The organism is Flavobacterium weaverense (genome assembly GCF_003688495.1).
Taxonomy (GTDB): Bacteria; Bacteroidota; Bacteroidia; order Flavobacteriales; family Flavobacteriaceae; genus Flavobacterium; species Flavobacterium weaverense.
This window is the reverse complement of the sequence record NZ_REFH01000007.1, coordinates 640,807-666,866: the sequence shown is the minus strand read 5'-3', so window position 1 is coordinate 666,866 and position 26,060 is coordinate 640,807. Positions and strand designations below refer to the sequence as shown.

Sequence of the window (26,060 nt, the reverse complement as noted above, 5' to 3'; positions counted from 1 at the left end):
ATTGCTTGGGGATTTTTTTGTTTAAAGGATCAAAACGTAAAATTTCGAATGATAGAACAGTTGAATAGAAAGCGCAATAAAACTATTATTATTTGTAAATTTACCTTTCTAAAAATAGAAAATGACACATCAATTCTTTACCGAAAGTCCTTTCAAAACAATGATCTCTTTTCACAAGCTTATTGAAGCGCTTGAAGAAATCTCTATTTCTGATGTGGATTATCGGGCTAATTATGCAAAAGCTTTACTAAAAGAGATTGAACCATTTCCTGAATTTAGAACAGGCATTGAAGATTTAAATTTAATTTACGATAATGAAATTTTAATAAAAAACTTACTGGCCGATCTATTTCCAACCGCTTTAACTAACAACGAGATTAAAGCAGTTACTATTCCTTTTCAAAATTTCACTTTTAATTACACAGAACGTTTTAAAAAAATTGTACAACAAGCTGGTATCGCTTTTGACATGTCTATAAGAAATCTAGACGAACATCAGTTTTACATTATGAGCTGTACGTTAATTTTAAATCAATTCTACGGACAAAATATTGATTACAACAATCCTTTATTTTATGATATTCCAAGTGAAAACGGAGTCATGAATCAATATAGGATTTTATATAATGCTGATTTTTTAGAAATTCAACCTACTGATAACGTAAATCCTATTTCCCAAGACGACATTGACTTGTTGATGGATAATTGTGATGATATCGCTTTGTGGAAAGAGAAATTTCCAGTGAATAGTTGGACACTAAAAGGTTTCGGAATTGCTATATTATTTGATGCCACTACTGAAAGTGCGATTTCAAATCTAAAAAGTAATCTATTAAAACCGGAAATAGAACTAATAACGCTTCAAGATAATTTTGAATCTATTTTTCGTTCCATATTTAAAAATCCAAATCTAAAAGTTGGGATGATTATTTACGATGAAGAACAAGATAAGTTTGTAAAGACTACTTACAATAACGATGAAAGCAGTGGCAGCTTTATATTGTCAGCTGAGGGAGAAATAAACTGTAATAATGAGTTTTTTGGCTGTTCTTTCGAAAAATTATTAAAAGACAAAAAGCCTTTATCGATTGCAAACGTTGAAAATTTTGCATTAGTTCCCGGTAATGAAAAATTAGGACAACATTTATTAAAACAAAATATTCAAAGTTGTATTTTTTGTCCCATTGTGAAAAATGACGTTATTCTAGGTATTATTGAATTAGTTTCACCAAATAAAAGAGAACTCAGCAGTCTTAATGCAAGAAAACTAGACCTGATTATACCTTATTTAATTGACACTACAGAACGTCACAATTTAGACAAGCAAAACCAAATTGAAGCTATAATTCAAAGAGAATATACGGCTATTCATCCTAGCGTATATTGGAAATTTAGACAAGAAGCTTTACAATATTTCGAAACAAAACGTCAAAATAAAGATTACATTTTCAAAGAAATTGTATTCAAAGAAGTGTTTCCTTTATATGGCCAAATTGATATCAAAGGGTCATCAGAACACCGAAACAAAACCGTAAAAGAGGATTTAAAAAAGCAATTAAGCACAGTGATTGAAATATTCGAAAATCACGGGTCAGATACTAATATTTTATTATTAGAGCAACGTAAATTCGAATTAAAATCGCTCTTAGATCAATTGAATTTGCCTCTAAAAGCAGATACGGAACAACAGATTCAGCTGTACATCCAAAATGAAATTCATCCTGTTCTTAAAAACGCTGAAAATGGTGCGGCTGAGAAAAGTTACTTTGATAGTCTCGATGAAAAGTCAGGATTGTATTATCATGCAAGAAAACAATTTGATAACGCACTTTCAATTATTAATAAAAAACTCGCGGGAGTTCTTGATGAAAAACAAACAGAAGCACAAAACATTTTCCCTCACTATTATGAAAGATTCAAGACTGATGGCATAGAACACAATCTATACATAGGTTCATCTATTGCTCCAATGAAAGCTTTTGATATTATGTATCTCCATAATTTAAGGCTTTGGCAACTACAAACTCTTTGTGAAATGGAAATGGAACATCACCAATTAAAAAGCAGTTTACCGTATGAGCTTGATGTAACTTCTCTAATTTTAGTTTTTAGCTCTCCTATTTCCATACGATTTAGAATGGATGAAAAACGTTTTGACGTAGATGGAACTTATAATGCACGATACGAAGTTGTTAAAAAACGCATTGATAAAGCAAATATAAAAGGAACTATGGAACGAATCACTGAGGAAGAAAAAATTACAATCGTATATTCTCACAATAGCGAGCGAATTGAATATCTCAACTACATCAAATTTTTACAGTTCAAGAACATAGTAGAACCAGTCATCGAGGAGTTTGAAGTCGAAGAATTGCAAGGCGTATCTGGTCTAAAAGCAATCCGTGTAAAAGTTCAGAATAACAATTTCGATCAGAATATAAAAAAATACAGTTACGAAGATCTGCTGAACGAATTGCATTAAACTCAAACCATTCGGAAAGCAATCACAAAGGAAATAACAGATATTATAATTCCGAACATAAAGAAATTATAGGTAATTCTAAGAAGACGATATTTTCTTTCGAGAACTAATCCTAAAAAGTATAAATCTTTAATCATTGAATTATAGAGATAATCTTTGTCTTTCATCATTTCGTTCATTGCCCATTGGTATTCATCAAGCGGCATTTTATAAAAATTACCAAAGAATAATAAATTCACTTTTTTATTTTCAATATCTTGTCTCGTAAAAACGCCTTTAGTAACTTTTGGTCTCGTAGAAAGTATTGCAAATATAATTGTAATAACGCTAGATAACAACATTATAAAGGTTGGAATCATTAAATGTGCATTGCTGGGACTGTCTAATTTTGGAATTAGTGTAGAAAGTGCGATTGAAATTATAATGGCATTTACGGAAAGTAAAATATTAGCTTTACTATCAGCAATACCACTTAAAGTCGTGTGATTGTTTAATGTAATTCGGAATAAGGTGTCAACGGCACGATCTGGTTTATCTTCCTTAGACTTTTTCTTTACTTCTTTTGTGTTACTTAATTCCATTTTAACTTTATTTTCTTGTAGAATTTGTATCGTTTTTTCTTTTAAGGTTTGCCAGTTTTCTAATGCATACTTAGTATAATATTGATGCCTATTAACTAGGAAATTTATGTTTTCATTATTCCACTCTAAGTCGGAAAAAGTTTTTTGACTCGTGTTTTGAAGTTCCATCCTCAAAGCATTACTCGTCACGTGGTATTGAGTGCTGGAAATATGATGTGAATCAGCATCGTTTATTATTTTTTCTAGGAGTGTTTGTGGAATATATCCTAGTGTGGTCGAGCGAATTAAAGTAGCAACGCTTTCAATAGTTTGAGAATCTTGACCTTTATTGATTAAAAAATCAGTCATCATTGCAATACTAGATTCTTCATGTTGATGGCATCCATTAACATAACCAACATCGTGGAACCAAGCTGCAAGAAGTAGAATCTTTTTGTCAACAATATTCAAATCTTCAACCGTCATAATCTCATCTACAGCAGCAACTACATCAGTGGTGTGCTTTAAATTATGATAGGTATATAAAGTAGAAAGTTTATCTTTGAATAATTTTTCAATGAATGCTTTGGCCTCTTCTATTAGGTTCATGGACTAATTTTTATAGTACTAAATTATGAAATTAATTTCGGATAACTCTTTTATTACTTTTAATAAAAAGATTTTTATAATACTTATTGGAACATTTATTTTACAATCCTGTGCAACACATCATGCACAATATGGGAAAAATATTCAAAATCCTATCAAAGAGCAAACTGCTGAAACTTCAAAAATTACGCACACTTTTTTTCTAGTTGGTGATGCTGGAAATTTAGAAGAAGCTACAACACAAAAAAATCTTGGTGAGTTAGAAAATCGCTTAAAAAAAGCAGATAAAAACTCTACTCTATTGTTTCTTGGAGATAATATTTATCCTAAAGGTTTGCCCAATAACAAAGATTTAGTAAAGCAAAAAATTGCAGAAAGTAAATTAAATGCGCAACTAAAATTATCAAATGATTTTAAAGGACAAACTATATTTATCCCTGGAAATCACGATTGGTATAGTGGCATCGAAGGATTGGAACGTCAGGCTAAAGTAGTGACTGAATACCTCAACAATAAAAAATCATTTCTTCCTAGAAAAAGTTGTGGAATTGAAGATCTAGAAATAAACAAAAATTTACTCTTAATTACAATTGACAGCCAATGGTATTTAGAAGATTGGGACAAATTTCCCGCTATTAATGACGACTGTACAATTAAAACTCGCGAAGATTTTTTCGACGAATTAGAAGATTTACTGGTAAAAAATAAAGACAAAACAGTTCTACTAGCGGTGCATCATCCATTAATGAGCAACGGAACTCATGGTGGACAATTCTCACTGAAAAAGCAACTATTTCCCTTAGAGCAAAAAATTCTGCTACCTGTTTTAGGGTCTGCAATTAATTTTCTTCGCGCAACTTCAGGCATAAGTCCGCAAGACATTCAAAATAAGTACTACACTAAATTTACGCAAAGAGTAAAAACGTTATTACAAAGTAATGATAATGTAATTATAGTTTCTGGTCATGATCATAATCTACAATACATAGAAAATGATGGTATAAAACAAATAATCAGCGGAGCGGGTTCAAAATTTGAAGCTGCAAAAGCGATGTTTCCTAATGATTTCTCTTATGGTAAAAATGGTTACGCATCTTTAGATTTTTACGAAAATGGAACAGCGCAAGTATCTTTTTATGGACAGGAAGACGGAATTGAAAAATTACTTTTTCAACACAATGTGTTAGAACCAAAAAATAATTTTGAAATAGCAAACTTTCCAAAATCATTTCCAAAAACGACCACTACAAGTATTTACAGTGATAAACAAACTAAGAAATCTAAATTCTACAAATTCCTTTTTGGAAAGCATTACCGCAAATATTACAATCTACCAATAGAAGCACAAACAGCCACAATTGATACGCATTTGGGTGGTTTGCAACCAAAACGTTCTGGTGGCGGACATCAATCTAATTCACTGCAACTGATTGATAAAAATAAAAAAGAGTACGTAATGCGTGCACTCAAGAAAAGTACGGGACGCTTCCTTCAATCGGTAGCATTCAAGAACCAATTTATACAAGATGAGTTTAATGGCACATACGCTGAAAGTTTATTAGCTGATTTTTACACAACAGCTCATCCCTATACTCCATTTGCTGTTGGAAATCTAGCAGAAAAAATTGGAGTATCTCACACGAATCCTAAATTATATTACATTCCAAAACATCATGCCTTAGGCTCTTTTAATGCAGATTTTGGAAACGAACTATATATGGTTGAAGAAAGACCAACTACAAGCCAAATAGCGGTGAAAAGTTTTGGAACACCTTCAGCAATTATAAGTACAGAGGATGTATTAAAAAATCTTTTGAAAGATGAAAAGTATTCAGTAGATGAAAGTGAATATATTCGAGCACGATTATTTGATATTTTAATAGGCGATTGGGATAGACACGATGATCAATGGCGCTGGGGCGAATATAAAGTAGGTGAAAAAATTGTCTACAAGCCAATTCCTCGCGATCGCGATCAAGCTTTTACAAAATATGATGGTACATTACTTTCCCTTTTAATGAAAAGTGTTCCGCTGCGTCACATGCAATCTTTTAGAGATAAAATAAAAAATGTAAAGATTATGAATCGCGAGCCCTATCCTTTAGACCTTGCTGTTTTGAAAATCAATAATGAAGACGAGTGGATCACGCAGGCGAAATATATAGAAGATAACTTATATGATGCAGCTATCGATGCAGCATTTGATAATTTACCAAAGGAAGTTCAAGACAGAACAATTGAAGACATTAAAAGAAAATTAAAACTGCGTAAAAAAGACCTACAAAGTGCTGCTTCAAAATATTATGGAGTATTGCAGCATACTGTTTTGATTGTGGGAACTGATAAAAAAGACAAGTTTGTAATCCATAATACAGATAAAAACAATCTAGAAATCCAAGTTTATCGCGTTAAAAAGGATAAAGAGGAATTACAATACACTAGAACTTTTACTACTGAAAAAACAAAAAAAATATGGATTTATGGATTAGATGACGATGACATTTTTGAAGTAACGGGAATGAAAAACTCTGGAATAAAAATTCGTTTAATAGGTGGTCAAAATAATGATTCTTACACAGTTAAAAACGGAAAAAATATAAAAATTCAAGATTTTAAAACAAAAGAAAATACTTTCGATATAGATTCCAAAGCTAAAACTTTATTGTCAGATGATTATGAAGTTAGCTTATACGATTACAAAAAGCCAAAATATAATTTCTTTTCAGTACTGCCTAATATTGGATATAATCCTGATGATGGAGTAAAGCTAGGCCTGATCACTGGTTACAAAGTGAATGATTTCAATCAAAATCCTTACACCCAAAAACACAGCTTAAAAACGAATTACTACTTTGCCACTTCTGGATTTGAACTCGGATACAATGCCTCGTTTCCAAAATTATTTGCAGAATGGGATTTAGATTTTGAAAGTCAATATACAAGTCCAAATTTCACAATCAATTATTTTGGAGATGGAAATGAAACTATTAATGATGATGAAAATATTGGTAAAGATTACAATCGCGTTCGAATGAAAATGATCAAAGCGTTTCCGTCAATAAAAAAAGTAGGGAAACATGGAAGTACGATTCGGTTCCAAACTAGCTTTGAAAGAATCACTGTTGAGCAAACAAGCAATAGGTTCGTTACTTCTGCGACAAACTTAAATCCAGCAGTATTCGACAGTCAACAGTTTGCTGGTGCGAATGTGAAGTACAGTTTTGAAAATTATGATTTTCCAGCTTTTCCATCAATGGGAATGGGATTTTCGATGACAGCTGGTTGGAAAACAAACTTATCAGATGGTAAAAGAAATTTTCCAATGCTTGAAAGTAAACTAAATTTCAATCATAAAATTGACGCAAATGGAAAAGTAGTTTTCGCCACGATTTTCAAAGCTAAAACAATTTTAAATAATAATTACGAATTTTATCAGGGAGCAAATTTAGGCGGTGATTATGATTTAAGAGGTTTTAGAAATGAACGTTTTTTAGGAAATAAATCTTTTTATCAAAGTACTGACGTTCGTTGGGATTTAGGTAAAATCAAAAGAAATCTTGTTCCCATGTCTTTTGGAATTTTAGGCGGATTTGACTACGGAAGAGTTTGGAAAGACGGCGAAACTTCAGAAAAATGGCACAAATCCTATGGTGGAGGATTATGGCTAAATGGTCTCAATACTTTAACAGCACGTCTCACTTATTTTAAAAGTATTGGCGATGAAGAAGCTAGGATAGCAGTTGGTTTAGGATTTGGTTTTTAATGAAGTGAGATTAACTTCATAGACATTCCCGCCTACATTTTTAGTTCTTTCATCCGCGATAAATAGGGTGTTATTATCTCTGAAAGTAACGGCTTCTTTTTGAGAAAAATGATTTAATTCTATTGTTGTTCTTTTACCATTTAAAAAACTATCACTTTTAAAATTTTCGAACATTATTATTTTATCATGCGTTAAAACAACTACTGTTTTTTTGTCTGGACTTATTGCGGCACTAGTAATAGCACAGCTATTATACTTGTTGCAAGTCTTAAACTTACCCATTAAAACAGCTTTGTGAAATCCTGCTTTGTTTGGAATTTTATAAAGAAATGAAGTCCCATCAAATCCTTTACTTCTATTTTTTGTAAAAAGATAAAAGTTGCTTTTAAATTCAAAAAAACCTTCAACATCATAAAATAGCTCTGATTTTTTAGGTGGGAAATCTTTTTGCTCTGGATATGCAAAAGAAATTTTATAGGAAGGTTTTACTCTTTCAGATTGCAAATCCTTTTTGTCAATTTTATAAATGGCAAGATCTTTTCTTCTATTCTCATTGTTACCAAAGTCACCTATGTAAAGATTATCTTGATTGTCTCGAGTAATATCCTCCCAATCCAAATTTTCAGTGTTTTCTATTGTAATTGTTTTTTCAATTTTCCCCTTTAAATTTATTCCATAAATTGCATTAGCATTACCGTGATCTTCCAATGCCCACAATAATTTGCTATTGCTATCATATGTTAATCCCGAGACTTCTTTTAATTTTTTAGGTAACGAAAAGATTGTATTTAGAGAATTAAATCCTTGTTGGCAACCCAATAAAACGATAACGGACAAGAATAGAAATGTTTTTTTCATATTTAGGAACTTAATTTTTCATCTGCTATGCTGACTGGAAAGCAGAAATATAATTTTTTAAAATTTCACAAAATGAATTACAATTACTGCACCTTGTTTTTAAACAGATTTATGTTCTTGTAATTTCTAATGATGAACTCAAATGCTGCAATCATTATATTACCCATTGATTTTGCTTTCTTAAAATTCAAATCATTGGTATAATTATAGAGTTCCATTTGTAATTGCTCTAAATGGGAATCTGGTGCAATATTATCTTGTCCCATGATCTTTAATAACATTTTAATGCGATTCTCTGCAGAAAGAATTCGTTTAGCTAAAACAGATCGCTCTTCATCTTTGTATTGTTCGATCGAACTATTTTGCAATTTGTCTTTTACCAATTTAACCATTGGATAATTCTCCTTAAAAAATTGAGGACGATAGACTTTAAAATTACCTTCATAACATTGTTGGTCAAAATCTATTGCCCGAATTCTATAGACTACTTGGTCAAAATCATGAATAGGAATAACGACATAATTGTAAGCGCGCATATCACCTAATAATCGAATCATACAACGTTCATTGAACTTTACAAATTCTTTTGCAATTTGTGCTTTTTCGGTTTCAGTACATTCAGTAAGTAACGTTTTTATAAAAACATCTCCTGCAATCCCCATAATGTGCTCTTCCACTAGCGTGTCTCCGTACACTAAAAAGTTAATCTTATCCGGTGAAAGAATATGTTCCAACTCTAAACCATAAACGCGCGACGCATCAGCTTTCTTAATGTAAAAGTGAGTGTAATTATCATTTAATATATTTCTAACTTTTATTCTAAAAGGTTTAGAGTTTCCAAATGTGCAATAATCAATACAATCGACATTCAAGAATTTAAGAATCCCGAGATTACCATCAGAATGTAAAAGCGAATAGATTTTTTTTAAATTTAAATCAATTTCTTGTCTTTCAAATTCATTGTAATACACTCTAATCCATAATGTATCCTGATCATGTTTATCATAAACAGTTATAGAACCTGAAAAACGCAGTAAATCGTCATAAAAAATAGAAACTTTTGAAATCCTATCAAAACGCTCTAAATACTTTAGAAGGGAATCGTTTATAGGATAGGACGGCTTTTTAAAAAGCATTATTGGCTCACTCATACTAAAATAGGTTTAAAGCAAAATTACGATAAATTAAAATGAAAAGTATTTAAACCTAAACGAAGGAAACGAAGTGATTTAAAAATATGAATTAAAAGAAAGAAGCTAAACTAAAACAAGTTTTTATAATTGATTTTTCTATCTCTAAATCATAGAATTTTCGTTGTCGAAATAAGCTTAACTATCTTAAATATAGTTTATTACCTTAAAATTTATATTATTTATTCGAATTATAAAGTCCATGAGATAAACAGCTACAATAAAACAGCTAAATATTTCAAGTAAAAACCTAATTTTCAGTAGATAAGCAAATTATTTCTTAAAAAATTAATGACTTTTTTAAAATATAAAATTTATTAAAACATTGATTAGTAGTTATTTAACTAATTATTTTAAGCCAGTTTTTAATTTGACAGAAAGTTTATCATAAAAAGAAATTGATGAATAGATATATATTTTATATTTGGAGACCCATATTTACCTAAAATACTTAAAACCTAAAAATGACAGACAAACTTGAACTGTATTTCAAGGCTGCTCAATCTGCAAAGATTGGCATTTGGAAAATTAATCTGGAAACGAATCATGTCTTTTGGGATAGCGTTACTAAATGCATTCTTGAAGTCGGTGAGGAATTTGAACCAGTGTATGGTAATGCGCTAAATTTTTATACAGAAGGAGAAAGCAGAGATCGCATTAAAAGTATGGTTTGTGGTGCCATAACTGAAGGAATTTCATTTGACGAAAAATTCCAAATCACAACTGCAAAAAACAATATAAAATTTATTGAATGTATTTGCTTAGTTGAGAAAAATAGCGAAGGTGTACCTACTAATTTACTAGGAACATTCCAAGATATTACGACCGAGCAAAATCTAATTAACGAATTAGAATTGAATGTTCAGAAATTCTCATCTATATTTTCTAGCGCTAACGATGCTATCTTCATTATCGATACTTCTAACGGAATTATAACAGACTGCAATCCTAGATCAGCTGCTCTTACGGGTTACGATATTTCCGAATTAACGGGTTTGCATAATTCACAGCTTTTTCCAGAAAAATATAGAAAAGAGGTTAGATTTTTTTTAAAGTATAATTTGTATAGAAATGAATACACTGTTGATGAAACCTATATTCAAACAAAAAAAGGTGAATCTATTCCTGTAGAAATTGCCTCGGGAAAGAAATTCCAAGTTGATAATGTAACGTACCTCGTGTGCTTTATAAGAGACATTAGCGAACGAAAAAATTCTGAAAATAAATTAAACTTATTATCACTCGCTGCCTCAGAAACGACAGATACAATTGTAATAGCTGATGAAAATGGTGCTGCGATTTGGGCTAACAAAGCATATCTTGATCTTACGGGTCGAAATATGAATGAAATATTAGGCAGTAAAATAGACTATATTTCTAATGGTCCAGAAACAGATAGAAATGCAACTTCCCTCCTACGTAAAGCGATTAAAAACAAAGAGAGCATCAAAATCACAATTCTTAATTACAGTAAGAATGGAGAAAAGTATTGGTTTGAATTGAATATCACAACAGCACTTGATAATAATAATAATTTTATAAATTTCATTTGTATTGGTCGAAATGTAACGTCTAGAATTGAAAGAGAATTGGAATTAAAAGAACTTCTGGAGGTAACTAGTAATCAAAACAATAAGTTATATAATTTTACACATATTGTTTCCCATAACATTAGATCCCATACCAGTAATCTATCAATGGTAGTTGATGTTATTGAAAGTACAGATGATATTAATGAAAAAATATCCTACTTCGATTTATTTAAAGAGGGTACAGAAAAACTTTCTGAAACAATTGAATATTTAAATGAAATTATAACAATCCAACAGAAAACAAGTATAGAGAAAAAAGAGATTTGTTTAAAGAAGGAAATAGAAAAGACTAAAAAATCGTTAAGTTTAGTTATTAAAGAAAGTCAAATTACTATTACTGATACAATTCCTGACCGACTCATTGTGTCAGCTATACCCGCTTACATTGATAGTATTTTACTTAACTTATTTACAAACGCAATTAAATATAAATCATCAGAACGAGATGCAACTCTCGAAATAGGATACGAAATAATTGATGACTACACAGTGATCAATTTTAGAGATAACGGTTTAGGATTAGACTTAAAGAAAAATGGTCATAAACTTTTTGGAATGTACAAGACATTTCACGGTAATGAGGATGCTAAAGGAATTGGATTATTCATAACTAAAAACCAGCTAGAAGCTATGAACGGCAAAATTGAAGTGGAAAGCACGGTAGACGAAGGATCAAATTTTAAAATTTATTTAAATGAAAAATAAATTAACGTACATTATTGACGACGACAAATTAACTGTCAAATTGATGACCATTCTTATTTCGAAAAATAAATTTTGTGAGGAAATTAAATCCTTTTACAATGCTGAAAATGCATTAGAACTTCTTAAACAGAATTCAAATAACGAAGGTCTGTTACCTGACGCAATATTATTAGACATAAACATGCCAATAATGGATGGGTGGCAATTTCTCGATGAGTTTATCCACTTATCCTTAAAAAAGAAGATCTCTGTTTTTATTATGACCTCATCAATCGATCCAGCTGATATTGAAAAAGCTAAGGAATATACTGTCGTTAAAAATTATATTGAAAAACCCATCACTTCTTTAAAATTAGATTCTCTCTGTAAATTAATTGAGGACTTGTAGAACGAAGATTTATTTTAATCTGAAGTACGATTATTGTATTTTAGAACGATTAATAGCACTTATTTCTATAATAAAAAATCAGTTCTACCTTCATTGATTTTCTTTAATAAAAGTTTTAGTATCGATCTACTTTTTTTTCGAAAAGAGATCCAGCTCTGGATTTTCTAATTCCTACCTATTATTTAGAAAGTATTGATTTTATGATGCTCGATTCTACTACTTAAATAAATAAAAGTTGCGATAATCAAAACACAGATTTGAAAACTTGAGATGAATTTTCAAAACACGGGTTGAATTAAAAAGTGTTTTTGCTATTTGGCAGAGAAAATTGGCTTTTAATCTATATATTTGAAAACAAGGACCAATAATTTAATATTAAACTTACAAATATGCCAAAAAAGCTTAATCGGTATCTCAATGCCGCACAGTCAGCAAAAATTGGTATATGGGATCTCAATCTTAAAAAAGAAACTGCATTTTGGGATTCAGTTACAAGAAGCATTCTTGAAGTTGATGATGATTTTATCCCATTAAAAGGTTCCGCTATTGACTTTTATCAAAAAGGTAAAAATAGAGATCGTTTTGTATCGCTTTTAAATCAAGCGGTCGAGGAAGGAATTCCATTTCATGGTAGATTCCAAGTGAACACTGCTAAGAACAATGAGCGACATGTCGAGTGCATTTGCCAAGTCATTTTTAAGAAAGGCAAACCTCGAAGATTAGTTGGCACATTTAGAGATATTACAAAAAAACAGAATCTAATTAACGAATTAGAACTGAATGTTGAAAAATTTTCTTCTCTTTTTTCGAATGCTAATGACGCCATTTTTATTGTTGATACTTCAGACGGCTTAATTACACAATATAATCCCCGAGCGGCAGAACTGACAGAATTTAATGAGTTAGAATTAGTAGGTTCACCCTTTTCTCATTTGCTTATTTCAGAAAATAAAAAAGATTCTTTCATTTTCCTTCAAGATCATATTTTACATGATAATCACATTATAAATGAAGCAATTTTAAACACTAAGTCCTTAAAAAGCATAACTGTTGAAGTCGCCTCTGGAAAAAAGTTTAAAGTGCGTGATAAGAATTATTTAGTGTTTTTTATCAGAGATATATCAAGTCGAAAAACTGCAGCAACGTACATGAATATGCTTTCCTTGGCAGTTTCGGAAACGAATGATACCATAACTATAGCAGATCCAAAAGGAAAGACAGTTTGGGCAAATAATGCTTATTTAGAGTTAACTGGTTTTACTCTCGAAGAAATCGTTGGTCATACACCTGGCTTTCTATCTAAAGGTCCAGAAACTGACGTTGAAACTACAAATTTAATGCGTGAAGCCATTCGTAACAGGCAAATTGTAAAAGTCACAATATTAAATTATAAAAAGAACAAGCAAAAATATTGGTACGATTTAAATATAACACCAGTTTTTAATCAGCAAAATGACCTGATCTATTACATAGGCATTGGTAGAGACGTTACAATTCGCCACAGCAAAGAAATCGAACTTAACAATTTGCTTACTGTGACTACTGATCAAAATAAAAAGCTATTTAATTTTGCTCATATCATTTCGCACAATATTCGCTCACATACTAGCAATCTTGCTATGGTGCTTGAAGTAATAGAAGATGCTGACACCAAAGAAGAGAAATTATCCTATCTCCCACTCTTCAAAGAAGCGACAGAAAAACTCTCTGACACTATAGATTATCTCAACGAAATTGTTACTATTCAAAAAAGTACAAATTTAAATAAGACAAAAGTTAACTTAAAAGATGAAATTAGAAAAGTAAAAGAGTCATTAGCACTCGTTATTAGCGAAAATAAAGTTACAGTTTCAGATACTATCCCAGAAGATTTGACGCTATTTGTAGTTCCCTCTTACCTAGAGAGTATATTAGTAAATCTATTTACAAATGCAATACGATACAAGTCTCCAAAAAGACCAAATACTTTAGAAATTAATTGTGAGTCCAATGGTGAGCACACCATCGTCAATTTTAAAGATAATGGTCTGGGAATAGATTTGGAAAAAAATGGTCATAAAATATTTGGAATGTACAAAACATTTCATGGAAACAGTGATGCGCGCGGAATTGGCTTATTCATAACAAAAAATCAAATTGAGGGAATGAAAGGTAAAATTGAGGTCGAAAGTAAAGTAGACGTTGGTTCAACCTTCAAATTATATATAAATGAAAAATAGAAGAATCTACATAATTGATGATGATAAGTTGACGGTAAAATTGATTAGTATGTTAATTCATAAAAATAAATTTTGCGACGAAATCCATTCTTTTTATAACGCACAAGATGCTTTAAATGAACTAAAGCAAAATAGTGAGAATAGCGATGAATTGCCCGATGGAATATTACTCGATTTGAATATGCCGATAATTGATGGCTGGCAGTTTCTAGAAGAATATGTAAAATTAGATATCGTAAAAGATATTTCGATTTATATCGTGTCTTCATCAATTGACCCAGCAGACATTGAAATGGCAAAAAAGCATGAGTTTTTAAAGGATTATATTATGAAACCTATAACTGCTGCAAAGCTAACAGCAATGTCTTTTACCTTTTAAAAAAACTAAATAGAAATGAGCAGTAACATTTTAATATTTTATTCGTCTTATAAAAAACTAAAAAGCTACAATTTTGCAAACAATACTTTCTGTTAAAAATCTCAATAAACGTTATGGCGCTCTCCAAGCTTTAAAAAACGTTTCTTTCGAAATTCAAAAAGGCAATGTCTACGGGATATTAGGTCCAAATGGTAGCGGAAAATCTACCACTTTAGGTATTGCCTTAAACGTAGTTAATAAGACTTCTGGCGAGTACAGTTGGTTTGATGGCACGATGGAGACGCACGAAGCTTTAAAGAAAGTAGGTGCAATAATAGAGAGACCTAATTTCTATCCTTACATGACTGCCAAAGAGAATCTCGAATTGGTTTGTAAAATAAAAGGAATTAATTATTCTAAAGTTACCGAAAAACTTGAATTAGTAGGTTTGGTCGAAAGACAATATAGTAAATTCAGTACTTTTTCATTAGGAATGAAGCAGCGATTAGCAATTGCCTCAGCACTACTAAATGATCCAGAAATTCTAATTCTTGATGAACCTACAAATGGACTAGATCCTCAAGGAATTCACCAAATAAGAGATATTATAAAACAAATTGCTTCAAAAGGAACAACAATTCTTCTTGCCTCTCACCTCTTAGACGAAGTGGAAAAAGTTTGCACTCATGTTCTAGTTTTAAGAAAAGGTGTAATTCTGTATACTGGTTTAGTAGATGGAATGTCAGCTAATGATGTCTTTTTTGAATTACAAGCGGATGACAATGATACTCTAATGTCTGTTTTATCAGTTCATCCTGCGGTAAAGAATGTTGCCATAGACCAAGGAAAGGTTTTAGTTTATTTAAAAGAAAATTTAGAAGCAAAAGAACTTAATAGATTTCTATTTGAAAAAAACATAGTGTTAAACCACTTGATTAAGCGCAAAAACAGTCTTGAAGAACAATTTCTAGAACTAACAGAAAAAAACTAATTAGATTAAATCAAAGTTTAATCTAACACTTATCCAAAATCAAGTTCAAATACTTATTTCATGAAAAGACTTCTCGCAATAGAACTTCAAAAAATATGGAAAAATAAAGCTAGTCGGGTTTTGACTCTAACTTATTTTATTCTTTTAACTTTCATAGCTTTAATCGCATCTATCAAATTTGACTTAGGAATATTTAAGTTCCATTTAGCTGAAATGGGGATTTTTAACTTTCCATTTATTTGGCATTTTAATACCTATATCGCATCCATATTAAAATTGTTCTTAGCCATTGTAATTGTTTCTATGATGGCAAATGAATACAGTTACGGAACTCTTAAACAGAATTTAATCGATGGTATGAGTAAAAGGGAATTTATTGAATCTAAATTTCTAACCGTCGTTTTATTCGCTTCATTTTCAACTATTTTTATTTTTGTAATGTCGCTTATTCTAGGATATAGCTTCTCGTCCTACACTGAAGTGAGCATCGTTTTCTCTGATTTAAAATATCTGCTAGCTTATTTTGTAAAATTAGTAGGTTTCTTTTCATTCTGTTTATTTTTAGGAATATTAGTGAAGCGATCAGCGTTTGCTTTGGGGTTTTTATTAGTTTGGAATATTATTGAAGGTATTGTAAAAGGAATTTTAAGTTTTAAAATCTTCCCAGATTCAAAAAGCGCAACTTCAATCATGCAATTTTTTCCATTAGAATCTATGTCTAATTTAATAGTAGAACCCTTTACCCGATTGTCAGTTGTTAAAAATCTGGGTACCCAAATTGGTTTAGATAATATCAAAAACTATGATGTAGAGTTTAAATCTTTACTCATCGTTGTATGCTGGACTGTCATATTTGTTTACCTATCCTACAGATTATTGAAAAAAAGAGATTTATAGTATATTTGCGGGAATATGAAATTTCTATTACAAATATTGCTTTTTGCTTCTCTACACTTGATTCCAAGTTTTAGTTCAGCTCAATCTATTCTCATTGATGATAATCAAACTGCACAGCAATTAATAGAAGATGTCTTAGTAAGAAGTAGCTGTTTTGCTATTTCAAACGCAACTGTAATTGGAGATTCCTATACTGCTGGAAAAAATAGTTATGGCTATTTCAGCAAGCAAGGTGGCAGTTTCCCTTTTAACGAAGGCATTATTTTAAGTACTTGGAGCGCTAAAAATTCTGAGAACGGTCCATTAGCTGTGAATAAAGCATTGCCTGGTGATTCTCGTTGGTTAGGAGACACTAATTTACAAGTTGCCTTAGGAATTATAGCACCCGAATTAACTAAAAATGCTACAGTTTTAGAATTTGATTTTATTCCAAAAACAAATTTTATCAGTTTTAACTATTTATTTGCATATAATGAATATAGAGACTATTTCCCTTGCGAGTTCACTGATGGTTTTGCTTTTTTAATTAAAGAAAAAACCAGCACAGGACCCTACATAAATATTGCAGTGCTGCCTAATTCTTCAGTTTCAGTCTCTTCAAAAAATGTACATCCATTTGTTCCTCCTTTTAATGATATTATTAGCGGTGCTTCAAAAAGCGGATGTGCTCCTAGCAATGAAAATTATTTTGGAGGATATAATACTAGTTCCAGTCCTATAAATTATTACGGACAGACAAAGGTTTTAAATGCCCAAACTAATGTAACAGCTGGAGTAACTTATCATATAAAATTAGTAATAGCTGATTATCGCAATGAAGAATTTGACTCAGCAGTTTTTCTTGAAGCGGGAAGTTTTGCGCCAAAAATAAACTTGGGAATTGATCAAACAATATGTTTTAATGAGAATACCGTTCTTGATTCTGGCCTTACAGATAGCAATTATAGCTATGAATGGTTCAAAGATGGCAATACCACACCATTAAGTGGTGAAGACAAATCCACATTGAAAGTCACCACAGCAGGAATTTACTCTGTTGAAGTAACTTTAGCACCTAACTGTATAGCCAAAGGAAAAGTAACCGTAAATTATAAATCAAAAATAACAAAAGCTATTACTCAATGTGGAGATGAATTTGGCAGCGGTATTTTTGACTTGACTACTATCAAATCTAGCTTAAATTTAAAATCCACTGACGTAGTAAAATTTTTTTCAGATTTAGCAGAAACCGAAATTACCAATCCTTCCAATTATTCTTCTACACCCAAAACAGTTTACGCGAAGGTTGCTAATAGTACTGGTGAATGCCTCAACTTTATTGAAGTAGAGCTAAAAGTTTTAAGCACATTAAACGCTTTGCAAACTCTAAGTTTCTGTGATAATGATGGGATGCAAGATGGAATTCGTTTGTTTGATTTGAAAAATGAAATAGACCCACTAATTCAAGTAGCAGTTGGTATTAATTATTTAGTGGAAGGTTACTACTCATCATCATCAGACGCTGCGACTAAGCAATTAAAATTAGTAAATTCTTACACTAGCAATCCAAATGAGATCATTTATGCGAGAGTAGAAAATGGCAATGATTGTTACGGTATATATCCAAATTGAATTAAATATTGTACAATACAGCAACGCCAATCCAGATATAGTAAAAAATATTGAAATAAATAATTTCGCTGGAAGCAATAATTCTGTGGAAATAGATACCAATGGTTCTGGTCCATTTGAGTATTCACTTGATGGAATTATTTTTCAATCGAACGCTATATTCAAGAATATTACAGCAGGTACTTACACTGTTTTTGTGAGGGACAAAACAAACTGCATTTTATCCTCTGCAATAATAAATGTACTTGACTATACGCGCTATTTTACTCCTAACGCAGATGGAATAAACGATGTATGGAAAATAAAAAATCTTGATTTATTTCCTAAAGCAGTAGTGAGTATATTTGATCGTTATGCAAATTACTTTATGAGCTTAATACGTTAAGTAATGGATGGAATGGAAATTTCAATAATAAACCGCTACCCGCAGATGATTATTGGTTTCACATAAAATTCACAGATTCTAAAACAATAAAAGGACATTTTTTGTTAAAAAGATAGAATTAATTTTCATATTTTTAGCAAATGAAAAAAACTTTACTTCTTTTACTCGTTTTTTTATCTATGAATTCCTTTGCTCAGTTAAGTAAAACCCACTATATACCGCCATTAGCAACTGCAGCGTATACAACTGGGTCTACTGTAACCCAATCGAGTGTCTATCCAAATAATCAATATTTATATATCTCTACACCAAGTACAAGTTACGTTAATTTCACTATTGAGTTACTTGGATTAGGTACGTCTAGGATAATTAATGGTACTGTAAAATTGAACGAGCCGTATCGTTTAGATTTTCCAAATCCTTTGGATCTGTCAAGTGGAAATTTCACTCAAATTTTATTGAATCGAGACCAAATTCACACCGTTTTAAATAGCAAAGGTATAATTATAGAAGCAGCTGAACCAGTTTTTGCTGCCATACGATTAACTGCAGGTATTAGTAGCTCAGCTGTTACTTCAACTCCAAATAGCAATCAGGCAAGTGGTTTAATTTCCAAAGGTTTAGCAGGTTTAGGAAAAAAATTTAGAATCGGTGCTTTTACAAATAAAGGTACTAGTACTGGTAGCTTGAACTACTTAACTTTTGCATCTATTTTAGCTACCAAAAACAATACTAGAATTGATTTCAGCGACATAAAACCTGGAGTAACATTAATTAATGGCGCTACTTTCGGTAATACCCCGCCTTTTATTACTCTACAAAGAGGCGAGAGCTTTGTTATAGCAGTAATTTGTAATACAGCAGCAAATAGAGATGGTTTAATAGGAGGTCTTATAGAAGCAAGTGAACCAATCGCTGTAAATTGCGGATCATTTGGAGGAACAAATGGCACTGGTAGCGGAATGGATTTAGGTTTTGATCAAATAGTCCCAGTAGAAAACATGCTTGGATTAGATTATATTTTTATAAAAGGAAATGGAGCTACAAATCTAGAAACAATATTATTAGTAGCGCATGAAGGTGTTCCAGGTAATGAAACAAAAATTTTTTTAAATGGAAATACAGGCACGGAAGATTTTAAACTACTGGCTGGAGAGTCTATACAAATATCAGGCTATTCCTATAGCTTAAACAACAATCTTTACGTAAGAAGTGATAAGAAAATATTCGCCTTCCAATCTATTGGCGGTGGTAGTGGAGAACCGAACCAGGAAATGTATTTTGTACCACCTTTAAGCTGTCAAACACCTCGCACTATAAAACATATACCAGAGATTGAGGAAATTGGAGGTTTAAACTTCACTACTGATACAAGAGTAAATTTAGTTACCAAAACGGGTTCAAATCTGAATTTTAATATTAATGGAATTGATTATCAGACAATTGCTAGTTTATCTTCTGCTACAATAATTGTAAATGGGCCTCTACCTATTATCGGAAATACTAATTATGTAACCTATACATTAATAGGTAGTGGCTTACGTGGAAATGTTTCAGCAGAATCAACCAGTGAACTATATCTCTCCTACTTTGCTTCAAGTGGAAACGCAACATTCGGTGGTTATTATTCTGGTTTTACTTTAGAGCCAGATATCTCGTACTACAATCCTACATCGACTATTTCTAACTGTATTAAAAACGGCGTACCCGTTACTTTAAAAACTAGTGTTAATAGTGGCTATGACACGTTCGAATGGTTTAATGAGGCAGGGGTTTTAGTAGGAACTTCTGCTACATTCAGCACATCGATACCTGGATATTATTATGTTTCAGCAACGAATTCTTTGTGTACTAATGGTCCAAAAGTTTCAGATCGTATACCTGTAAGTCTTTGTGCTGCAGATGATGATGATGATGATGTAAATAACAACGTAGATGTAGATCATGACAATGATGGAATTTCCAATTGTACTGAATCCTTTGCTAACTCAAGTATTGATTTAACAAATCATATAAATGGAACAATTACAGTCGGAACATATTTGAATTCTTTTTCAGGAAATGTAAATACAGCTGGAATTGGAGCAGCTCCGCCTACTCCAGTAACTGGTTACAATGATGGAAATTTCACAACTGAAACAGCGGCTATAAAGAATAACTCAACGTCTTATAAAGTAAACTTTACAAAGCCTCTATCTGTTGCTATTGAATATACGAATAATTCATCATTAAGTCTTCTAACCACAAATACGGAATACCATATTACTTGTCCAGTTACCAAAACGTTGACCATATTAAATCCGGATGATCAATTATTAATCGATACAAACTATGATGGTATTTTTGAAAGTGGAATAACCCAGTTTTCTTCCTACGATATACGTTTTCGATTAAAAAGCACAATTCCTTTAAATCCAGGAACTGGTTCGTTTAAAATATTAGGTAACCTTTTAAATGAAATCACTATTACCAATAAAAATTTAGACGAACTAAATAGCAGTAAATCTACGCTAAGAATGCTAACAACCTGCGTTCCTAAAGATTCTGATGGCGACGGCATCACAGACGATTTAGACACAGATAGTGATAATGATGGTATTCGAGACACTATCGAAGCTCAGGGTAACAATTCAGTACCTATTTCAAATTCTGACACTAATAAAAACGGATTGGATAATGCATTCGAACCTGGATTTACACCACTTGATACTGATGGAGATGGCATCCCTGATTACTTAGATTTAGATAGTGATAATGATGGAATTTTAGACTCAGTTGAAACTGCAAGCGACTTAGATGGAGACGGAATCGGCAATTATCGTGACTTAGATAGCGATGCAGATTTGTGTTTGGACGTTATTGAAGCTGGATTTTTAAATCCAAACAATAATGGATTATTAGGAAGCAGTCCAATAACCGTAGACGTAAATGGCAAAGTTACGAGCGCTCTAGGGTATACAATCCCCAATCCAAATTATCTATTAGCAGCACCAATTGGAATTTCTGTTCAACCACAAGCAACACCAACGTGCCACTTACAAAATACTACAATCACTATTACCGATAATGCAGATAGCTATCAATGGCAACTTTCAATTGACGGAGTCAATTGGAACAACATTTCAAATGATCTTACCTATTCAGGGGCAACAACAAATATGCTAGCAATCACAGGTGTAAAAAACAGTGTGAACGGTTACAAGTATCGTGTTCAACCCAATAGAATCGGAAATGGTTGTGGTTTGATTTCGAATGAAACCACGCTAACAGTTTATCCACTGCCAATTATAAATTCACCAATTGTATTAAAGCAATGTGATGACGATATAGATGGACAAACAACCTTTAATCTTACCCAAAAAAATAATTTTATTTCGGCAGATCCTACATTTACTTTTACTTATTTTGAAAATAATAGTGATGCTATTAATGGTGCTGGACCTTCTAAAATTACAAATCCTACAGCTTTTACAAACACTACTCCGTTTAACCAAACCATTTATGTACGAGTAGAAAATAATAATGGCTGCGCTACTATTGGAAATATAGAATTAAAAATTTCTACGACAACAATACCTTCCACTTTTAATAGATCTTTTTCTATTTGTGATGATTTAACAGCTGCAACTAATTCAGATTATGACGGAAGTTCAGTTTTTGATTTTCATTCGGTTACAAACGATATTAGGACAACTTTTTTAACTGGAACAATTCCTTATTCCATATCTTATTACAGAAATGAGAGCGATGCACTATCTGAAATAAATCCTCTAAACCAGACCTTTCCATCTGATCCAAATGATCCAACTAACATTTATAATTATAGAAACATCGGCTATCCAAATTCGCAGCAAATTTGGGTTCGTGTGGATAGTGATATCGATAATGCATGTTTTGGCCTTGGTCCTTATATCACTTTGACTGTAGAAAAATTACCAATTGCAAATCCGGTTTCAATTCCACGACAATGCGATGATAATCAAGATGGCATTTATGTTTTCGATACATCTACATTAGAGACTACTTTATTGGGAACCAATCAATCTTTCCCTGTAACTGTAAAATATTTTGATAGTTCAAATAATCCATTAAAGGATTCAAATGGAGTATTGATCGCAAGTCCGTTTCCAAGCACTTTTTCAACAACATCACAAATCATAAAAGCAGTTGTAACTAATACAACAGCATTACAATGTTACGATGAAACTACTATAGTATTCACAGTTGATGATTTACCCCAAGCTTTTCCCATAGCAACGAACCTAACGACCACCTGCGACGACGAAGCGGATCCTCTATTACAAGATGGAAAATATAGCTTTGATACCAGCACCTTTCAAAATACAATTTTAGGAAGCCAAACTGCTATGATCGTTAATTATTTTGATGAAAATGGCGTTGCATTGCCAAGTCCGTTGCCGAACCCGTTTGTAACGGGATCACAAAATGTTACAGCAATTGTAGTAAATCCTATTAACCCGAGTTGCAACTCTTCAGTAATTTTACCTTTTTTTGTAAATCCTTTACCGCGCATAAATCTAAATTCAGATGGTAACGAAAATGAGCTAGTTTGCTCTAATCTTCCCACTTTTTTCGTCACACTTACCGCAGGAATCCAAGACGGTTCCCCTGCTACTGATTACAATTATATTTGGTCAAAAGATGGAGTGGTTTTACCCGACACAACTCCTACACTTATTGTGAATTCCGAAGGAGATTATACTGTCGAAGTAAGCACACTTTTAGGTTGTAGCAGTACTAGGAATTTAAAAGTCACTGCATCAGACATAGCTACTATTACAACAATTGATATTGTCGATTTTACCGATATAAACTCAGTAACTGTAAATGTATCAGGACAAGGCCTATATGAATACAGTCTCGATGATCCTTCAGGACCCTACCAGACCTCTAACGTATTTAACAATGTGCCTTCCGGAATTCATGATGTATATGTAAATGACATCAATGGTTGCGGAACAGTGAGCAAAACGATTTCAGTAATTGGCGTTCCTAAATTTTTTACTCCTAACAATGACACTTATAATGATTATTGGAAGGTTCAAGGAATAAATGCCAGTTTCAATCCAAATTCTACTATTTATATCTTCGATAGATACGGTAAACTACTAAAACAATTAAACCCTTTAACCCAAGGATGGGATGGTACTTTCAACGGTGTTCCGCTACCTTCAGATGATTATTGGTACACTATAAAACTTGAAGATGGACGCCAAGCTAAAGGACATTTCAGTTTAAAAAGATAATATGAATTATTTGGGCGTGCCACCATAAACTAAAAGTGCCAACTCATTATAATTGTGAGGTGGCACTTTTTTTTATGCTGTCAGGCTATGCGTGCTACTTCGGTAGCCAACTCCTATCCTTCACGCAATCGAAAATAGATTACTAACTTATCATTCTTATGGAAATCGCCTAAAAACAAAAATCCCAAATTCCAGTTCCGAGACTTCGGAAGGAATTTGGGATTTTAAATATTGAAATTTAAAACTCTTAGTTTTTAAATCTTTTTCTATCAGTTTCAGTCAAATAAATTTTTCTCAAACGAATAGATTTTGGAGTTACCTCAACATACTCATCTTTTTGAATGTATTCTAATGCTTCCTCTAGAGAGAAAATGATCGGAGGAATAATTCTCGCTTTTTCATCATTTCCAGAAGAACGTACGTTAGACTGTTTTTTCTCTTTAGTTACGTTTACACACATATCATCGCTACGTGAGTTTTCTCCAATAACCTGACCTTCGTAAATTTCAGCATTTGGTTCAACAAAAAACTTACCACGATCTTGTAATTTATCGATAGAGTAAGGAATTGCTTTTCCTTTTTCCATAGAGATTAATGAACCTTTGTTACGTCCAGAAATTTCTCCTTTATAAGGCTCATATCCAATAAAACGGTGCGCCATAATAGCCTCACCTGCAGTAGCAGTAAGCAATTGATTACGCAATCCAATAATTCCACGTGATGGAATATTGAATTTCACAACCATACGGTCACCTTTAGTTTCCATGCTTAACATTTCACCTTTACGCATAGTAACAAACTCTACCGCTCTACCTGAAAGATTATCTGGTAAATCGATTGTTAGTTCCTCAATTGGCTCACATTTCTTACCATCAATTTCTTTGATAATAACTTGTGGTTGACCAATTTGTAATTCGTATCCTTCTCTTCTCATTGTTTCGATAAGAACAGATAAGTGTAATACACCACGACCAAAAACCATAAACTTATCAGCTGAATCAGTTTCACCTAATTTCATTGCTAAGTTTTTCTCTAATTCTTTAGTCAAACGATCTCTAATATGACGAGAAGTTACAAATTTACCCTCTTTCCCAAAGAAAGGAGAATCGTTAATTGTAAACAACATGCTCATTGTAGGCTCATCAATATCAATCGTTTTTAAAGCTTCTGGATTTTCAAAATCAGCGATAGTATCACCAATCTCAAAACCTTCAACTCCAATGATAGCACAGATATCACCTGCAACAACTTCTTGAACTTTTTTACGACCAAGACCTTCAAATGTATGAAGTTCTTTGATTCTAGATTTCATTATAGAACCATCTCTTTTTACAAGAGAAATTGGCATACCTTCTTTAAGAACACCTCTTTCAAGACGACCAATAGCGATACGACCTGTAAAAGCAGAAAAATCTAAAGATGTAATCAACATCTGAGGAGTTCCTTCTGAAACTTTAGGAGCAGGTACGTTAGCAAGAACCATATCTAATAAAGGCTCTATATTATCTGTTTGAACTTTCCAGTCATCAGACATCCAGTTATTTTTAGCTGAACCGTAAACAGTAGGGAAATCCAACTGCTCTTCAGTAGCACCTAATTCAAACATTAAATCAAAAACTTTTTCATGAACTTCTTCAGGAGTACAGTTTTCTTTATCAACTTTATTAATAACCACGCAAGGTTTTAGACCTAAATCTAACGCTTTTTGCAATACAAAACGCGTTTGTGGCATTGGTCCTTCAAAAGCATCTACAAGTAGACAAACTCCATCAGCCATGTTTAAAACACGCTCTACCTCTCCACCGAAATCGGCGTGACCAGGAGTGTCAATAATATTAATTTTTGTCCCTTTGTACTGAACAGAAACGTTTTTTGAAGTAATGGTAATACCTCTTTCACGCTCTAAGTCGTTGTTATCAAGGATTAAATCACCTGAATTTTCGTTGTCACGAAATAATTGACAGTGATACATAATTTTATCAACCACTGTAGTTTTACCGTGATCGACGTGGGCAATAATTGCAATATTTCTTATAGATTCCATCTGTGTTTTTTAATGGGCGCAAATGTACAATTTTTTTTTAAATAAATAACATTTCGATAATAGTTTGCATACACTTAAGCCATTACGGTTAAAAACGGCTGCGAAAAAAATCTTTGAAATAAGTTAGTATTGATGTTTAGT

14 protein-coding genes and 1 pseudogene are annotated in these 26,060 nt (G+C 32.1%); 11 read left to right on the top strand and 4 right to left on the bottom strand.

What is annotated here, in order from left to right; translation table 11 throughout:
• Positions 1-121: 121 nt before the first annotated feature.
• A complete protein-coding gene (locus BC961_RS02935) occupies positions 122-2,482 on the top strand; it encodes a GAF domain-containing protein (RefSeq protein ID WP_121924346.1) in 2,361 nt (786 codons plus the stop codon).
• Between the two features lie 2 nt (positions 2,483-2,484).
• Here the strand turns inward: BC961_RS02935 and BC961_RS02930 are convergent, their stop codons facing one another.
• Complete coding sequence (locus BC961_RS02930; protein ID WP_121924345.1) at positions 2,485-3,651, bottom strand: Pycsar system effector family protein; 1,167 nt, start codon at positions 3,649-3,651, stop codon at positions 2,485-2,487.
• 25 nt (positions 3,652-3,676) lie between these two features.
• Between BC961_RS02930 and BC961_RS02925 the strand changes: the two genes are divergently transcribed.
• Entirely contained in the window at positions 3,677-7,414 is a 3,738-nt protein-coding gene (locus tag BC961_RS02925) for a metallophosphoesterase (protein ID WP_121924344.1), read from the top strand.
• Here the strand turns inward: BC961_RS02925 and BC961_RS02920 are convergent.
• Together BC961_RS02920 and BC961_RS02915 are read right to left on the bottom strand one after the other, a co-directional pair.
• Positions 7,397-8,272, bottom strand: a complete 876-nt coding sequence (locus BC961_RS02920; protein ID WP_121924343.1) for an SdiA-regulated domain-containing protein — start codon at positions 8,270-8,272, stop codon at positions 7,397-7,399. The genes BC961_RS02925 and BC961_RS02920 overlap by 18 nt on opposite strands.
• Positions 8,273-8,355: 83 nt before the next feature.
• On the bottom strand, positions 8,356-9,423 hold the full coding sequence (locus tag BC961_RS02915; RefSeq protein WP_121924342.1) for a hypothetical protein: 1,068 nt from the start codon (positions 9,421-9,423) through the stop codon (positions 8,356-8,358).
• A gap of 503 nt (positions 9,424-9,926) precedes the next feature.
• Here BC961_RS02915 and BC961_RS02910 point away from each other — a divergent pair.
• The 9 genes and pseudogenes from BC961_RS02910 (at position 9,927) to BC961_RS02865 (ending at position 23,875) form a co-directional block, all read left to right on the top strand.
• A complete protein-coding gene (locus BC961_RS02910) occupies positions 9,927-11,759 on the top strand; it encodes a sensor histidine kinase (protein WP_121924341.1) in 1,833 nt (610 codons plus the stop codon).
• Positions 11,749-12,147, top strand: a complete 399-nt coding sequence (locus tag BC961_RS02905; RefSeq protein WP_121924340.1) for a response regulator — start codon at positions 11,749-11,751, stop codon at positions 12,145-12,147. Before BC961_RS02910 ends, BC961_RS02905 begins: the two co-directional genes overlap by 11 nt.
• A gap of 389 nt (positions 12,148-12,536) precedes the next feature.
• Positions 12,537-14,366, top strand: coding sequence for a PAS domain-containing sensor histidine kinase (locus BC961_RS02900; RefSeq protein WP_121924339.1), 1,830 nt, complete (start codon positions 12,537-12,539; stop codon positions 14,364-14,366).
• Positions 14,356-14,745, top strand: coding sequence for a response regulator (locus BC961_RS02895; protein ID WP_121924338.1), 390 nt, complete (start codon positions 14,356-14,358; stop codon positions 14,743-14,745). Before BC961_RS02900 ends, BC961_RS02895 begins: the two co-directional genes overlap by 11 nt.
• Before the next feature lie 73 nt (positions 14,746-14,818).
• On the top strand, positions 14,819-15,715 hold the full coding sequence (locus tag BC961_RS02890) for an ABC transporter ATP-binding protein (protein ID WP_121924337.1): 897 nt from the start codon (positions 14,819-14,821) through the stop codon (positions 15,713-15,715).
• A gap of 60 nt (positions 15,716-15,775) precedes the next feature.
• Positions 15,776-16,612, top strand: coding sequence for an ABC transporter permease (locus tag BC961_RS02885; protein ID WP_121924336.1), 837 nt, complete (start codon positions 15,776-15,778; stop codon positions 16,610-16,612).
• Positions 16,613-16,627: 15 nt separating this feature from the next.
• On the top strand, positions 16,628-18,223 hold the full coding sequence (locus tag BC961_RS02880) for a choice-of-anchor L domain-containing protein (protein WP_121924335.1): 1,596 nt from the start codon (positions 16,628-16,630) through the stop codon (positions 18,221-18,223).
• Positions 18,189-18,724 (top strand): annotated as a pseudogene (locus BC961_RS02875) (T9SS type B sorting domain-containing protein). The gene BC961_RS02880 and the pseudogene BC961_RS02875 overlap by 35 nt, the downstream one beginning before the upstream one ends.
• A 24-nt stretch (positions 18,725-18,748) precedes the next feature.
• Complete coding sequence (locus BC961_RS02865) at positions 18,749-23,875, top strand: T9SS type B sorting domain-containing protein (protein ID WP_121924333.1); 5,127 nt, start codon at positions 18,749-18,751, stop codon at positions 23,873-23,875.
• Between the two features lie 247 nt (positions 23,876-24,122).
• Here BC961_RS02865 and typA read toward each other — a convergent pair whose 3' ends face one another.
• On the bottom strand, positions 24,123-25,919 hold the full coding sequence (typA, locus tag BC961_RS02860; RefSeq protein ID WP_121924332.1) for a translational GTPase TypA: 1,797 nt from the start codon (positions 25,917-25,919) through the stop codon (positions 24,123-24,125).
• Positions 25,920-26,060 lie beyond the last annotated feature (141 nt).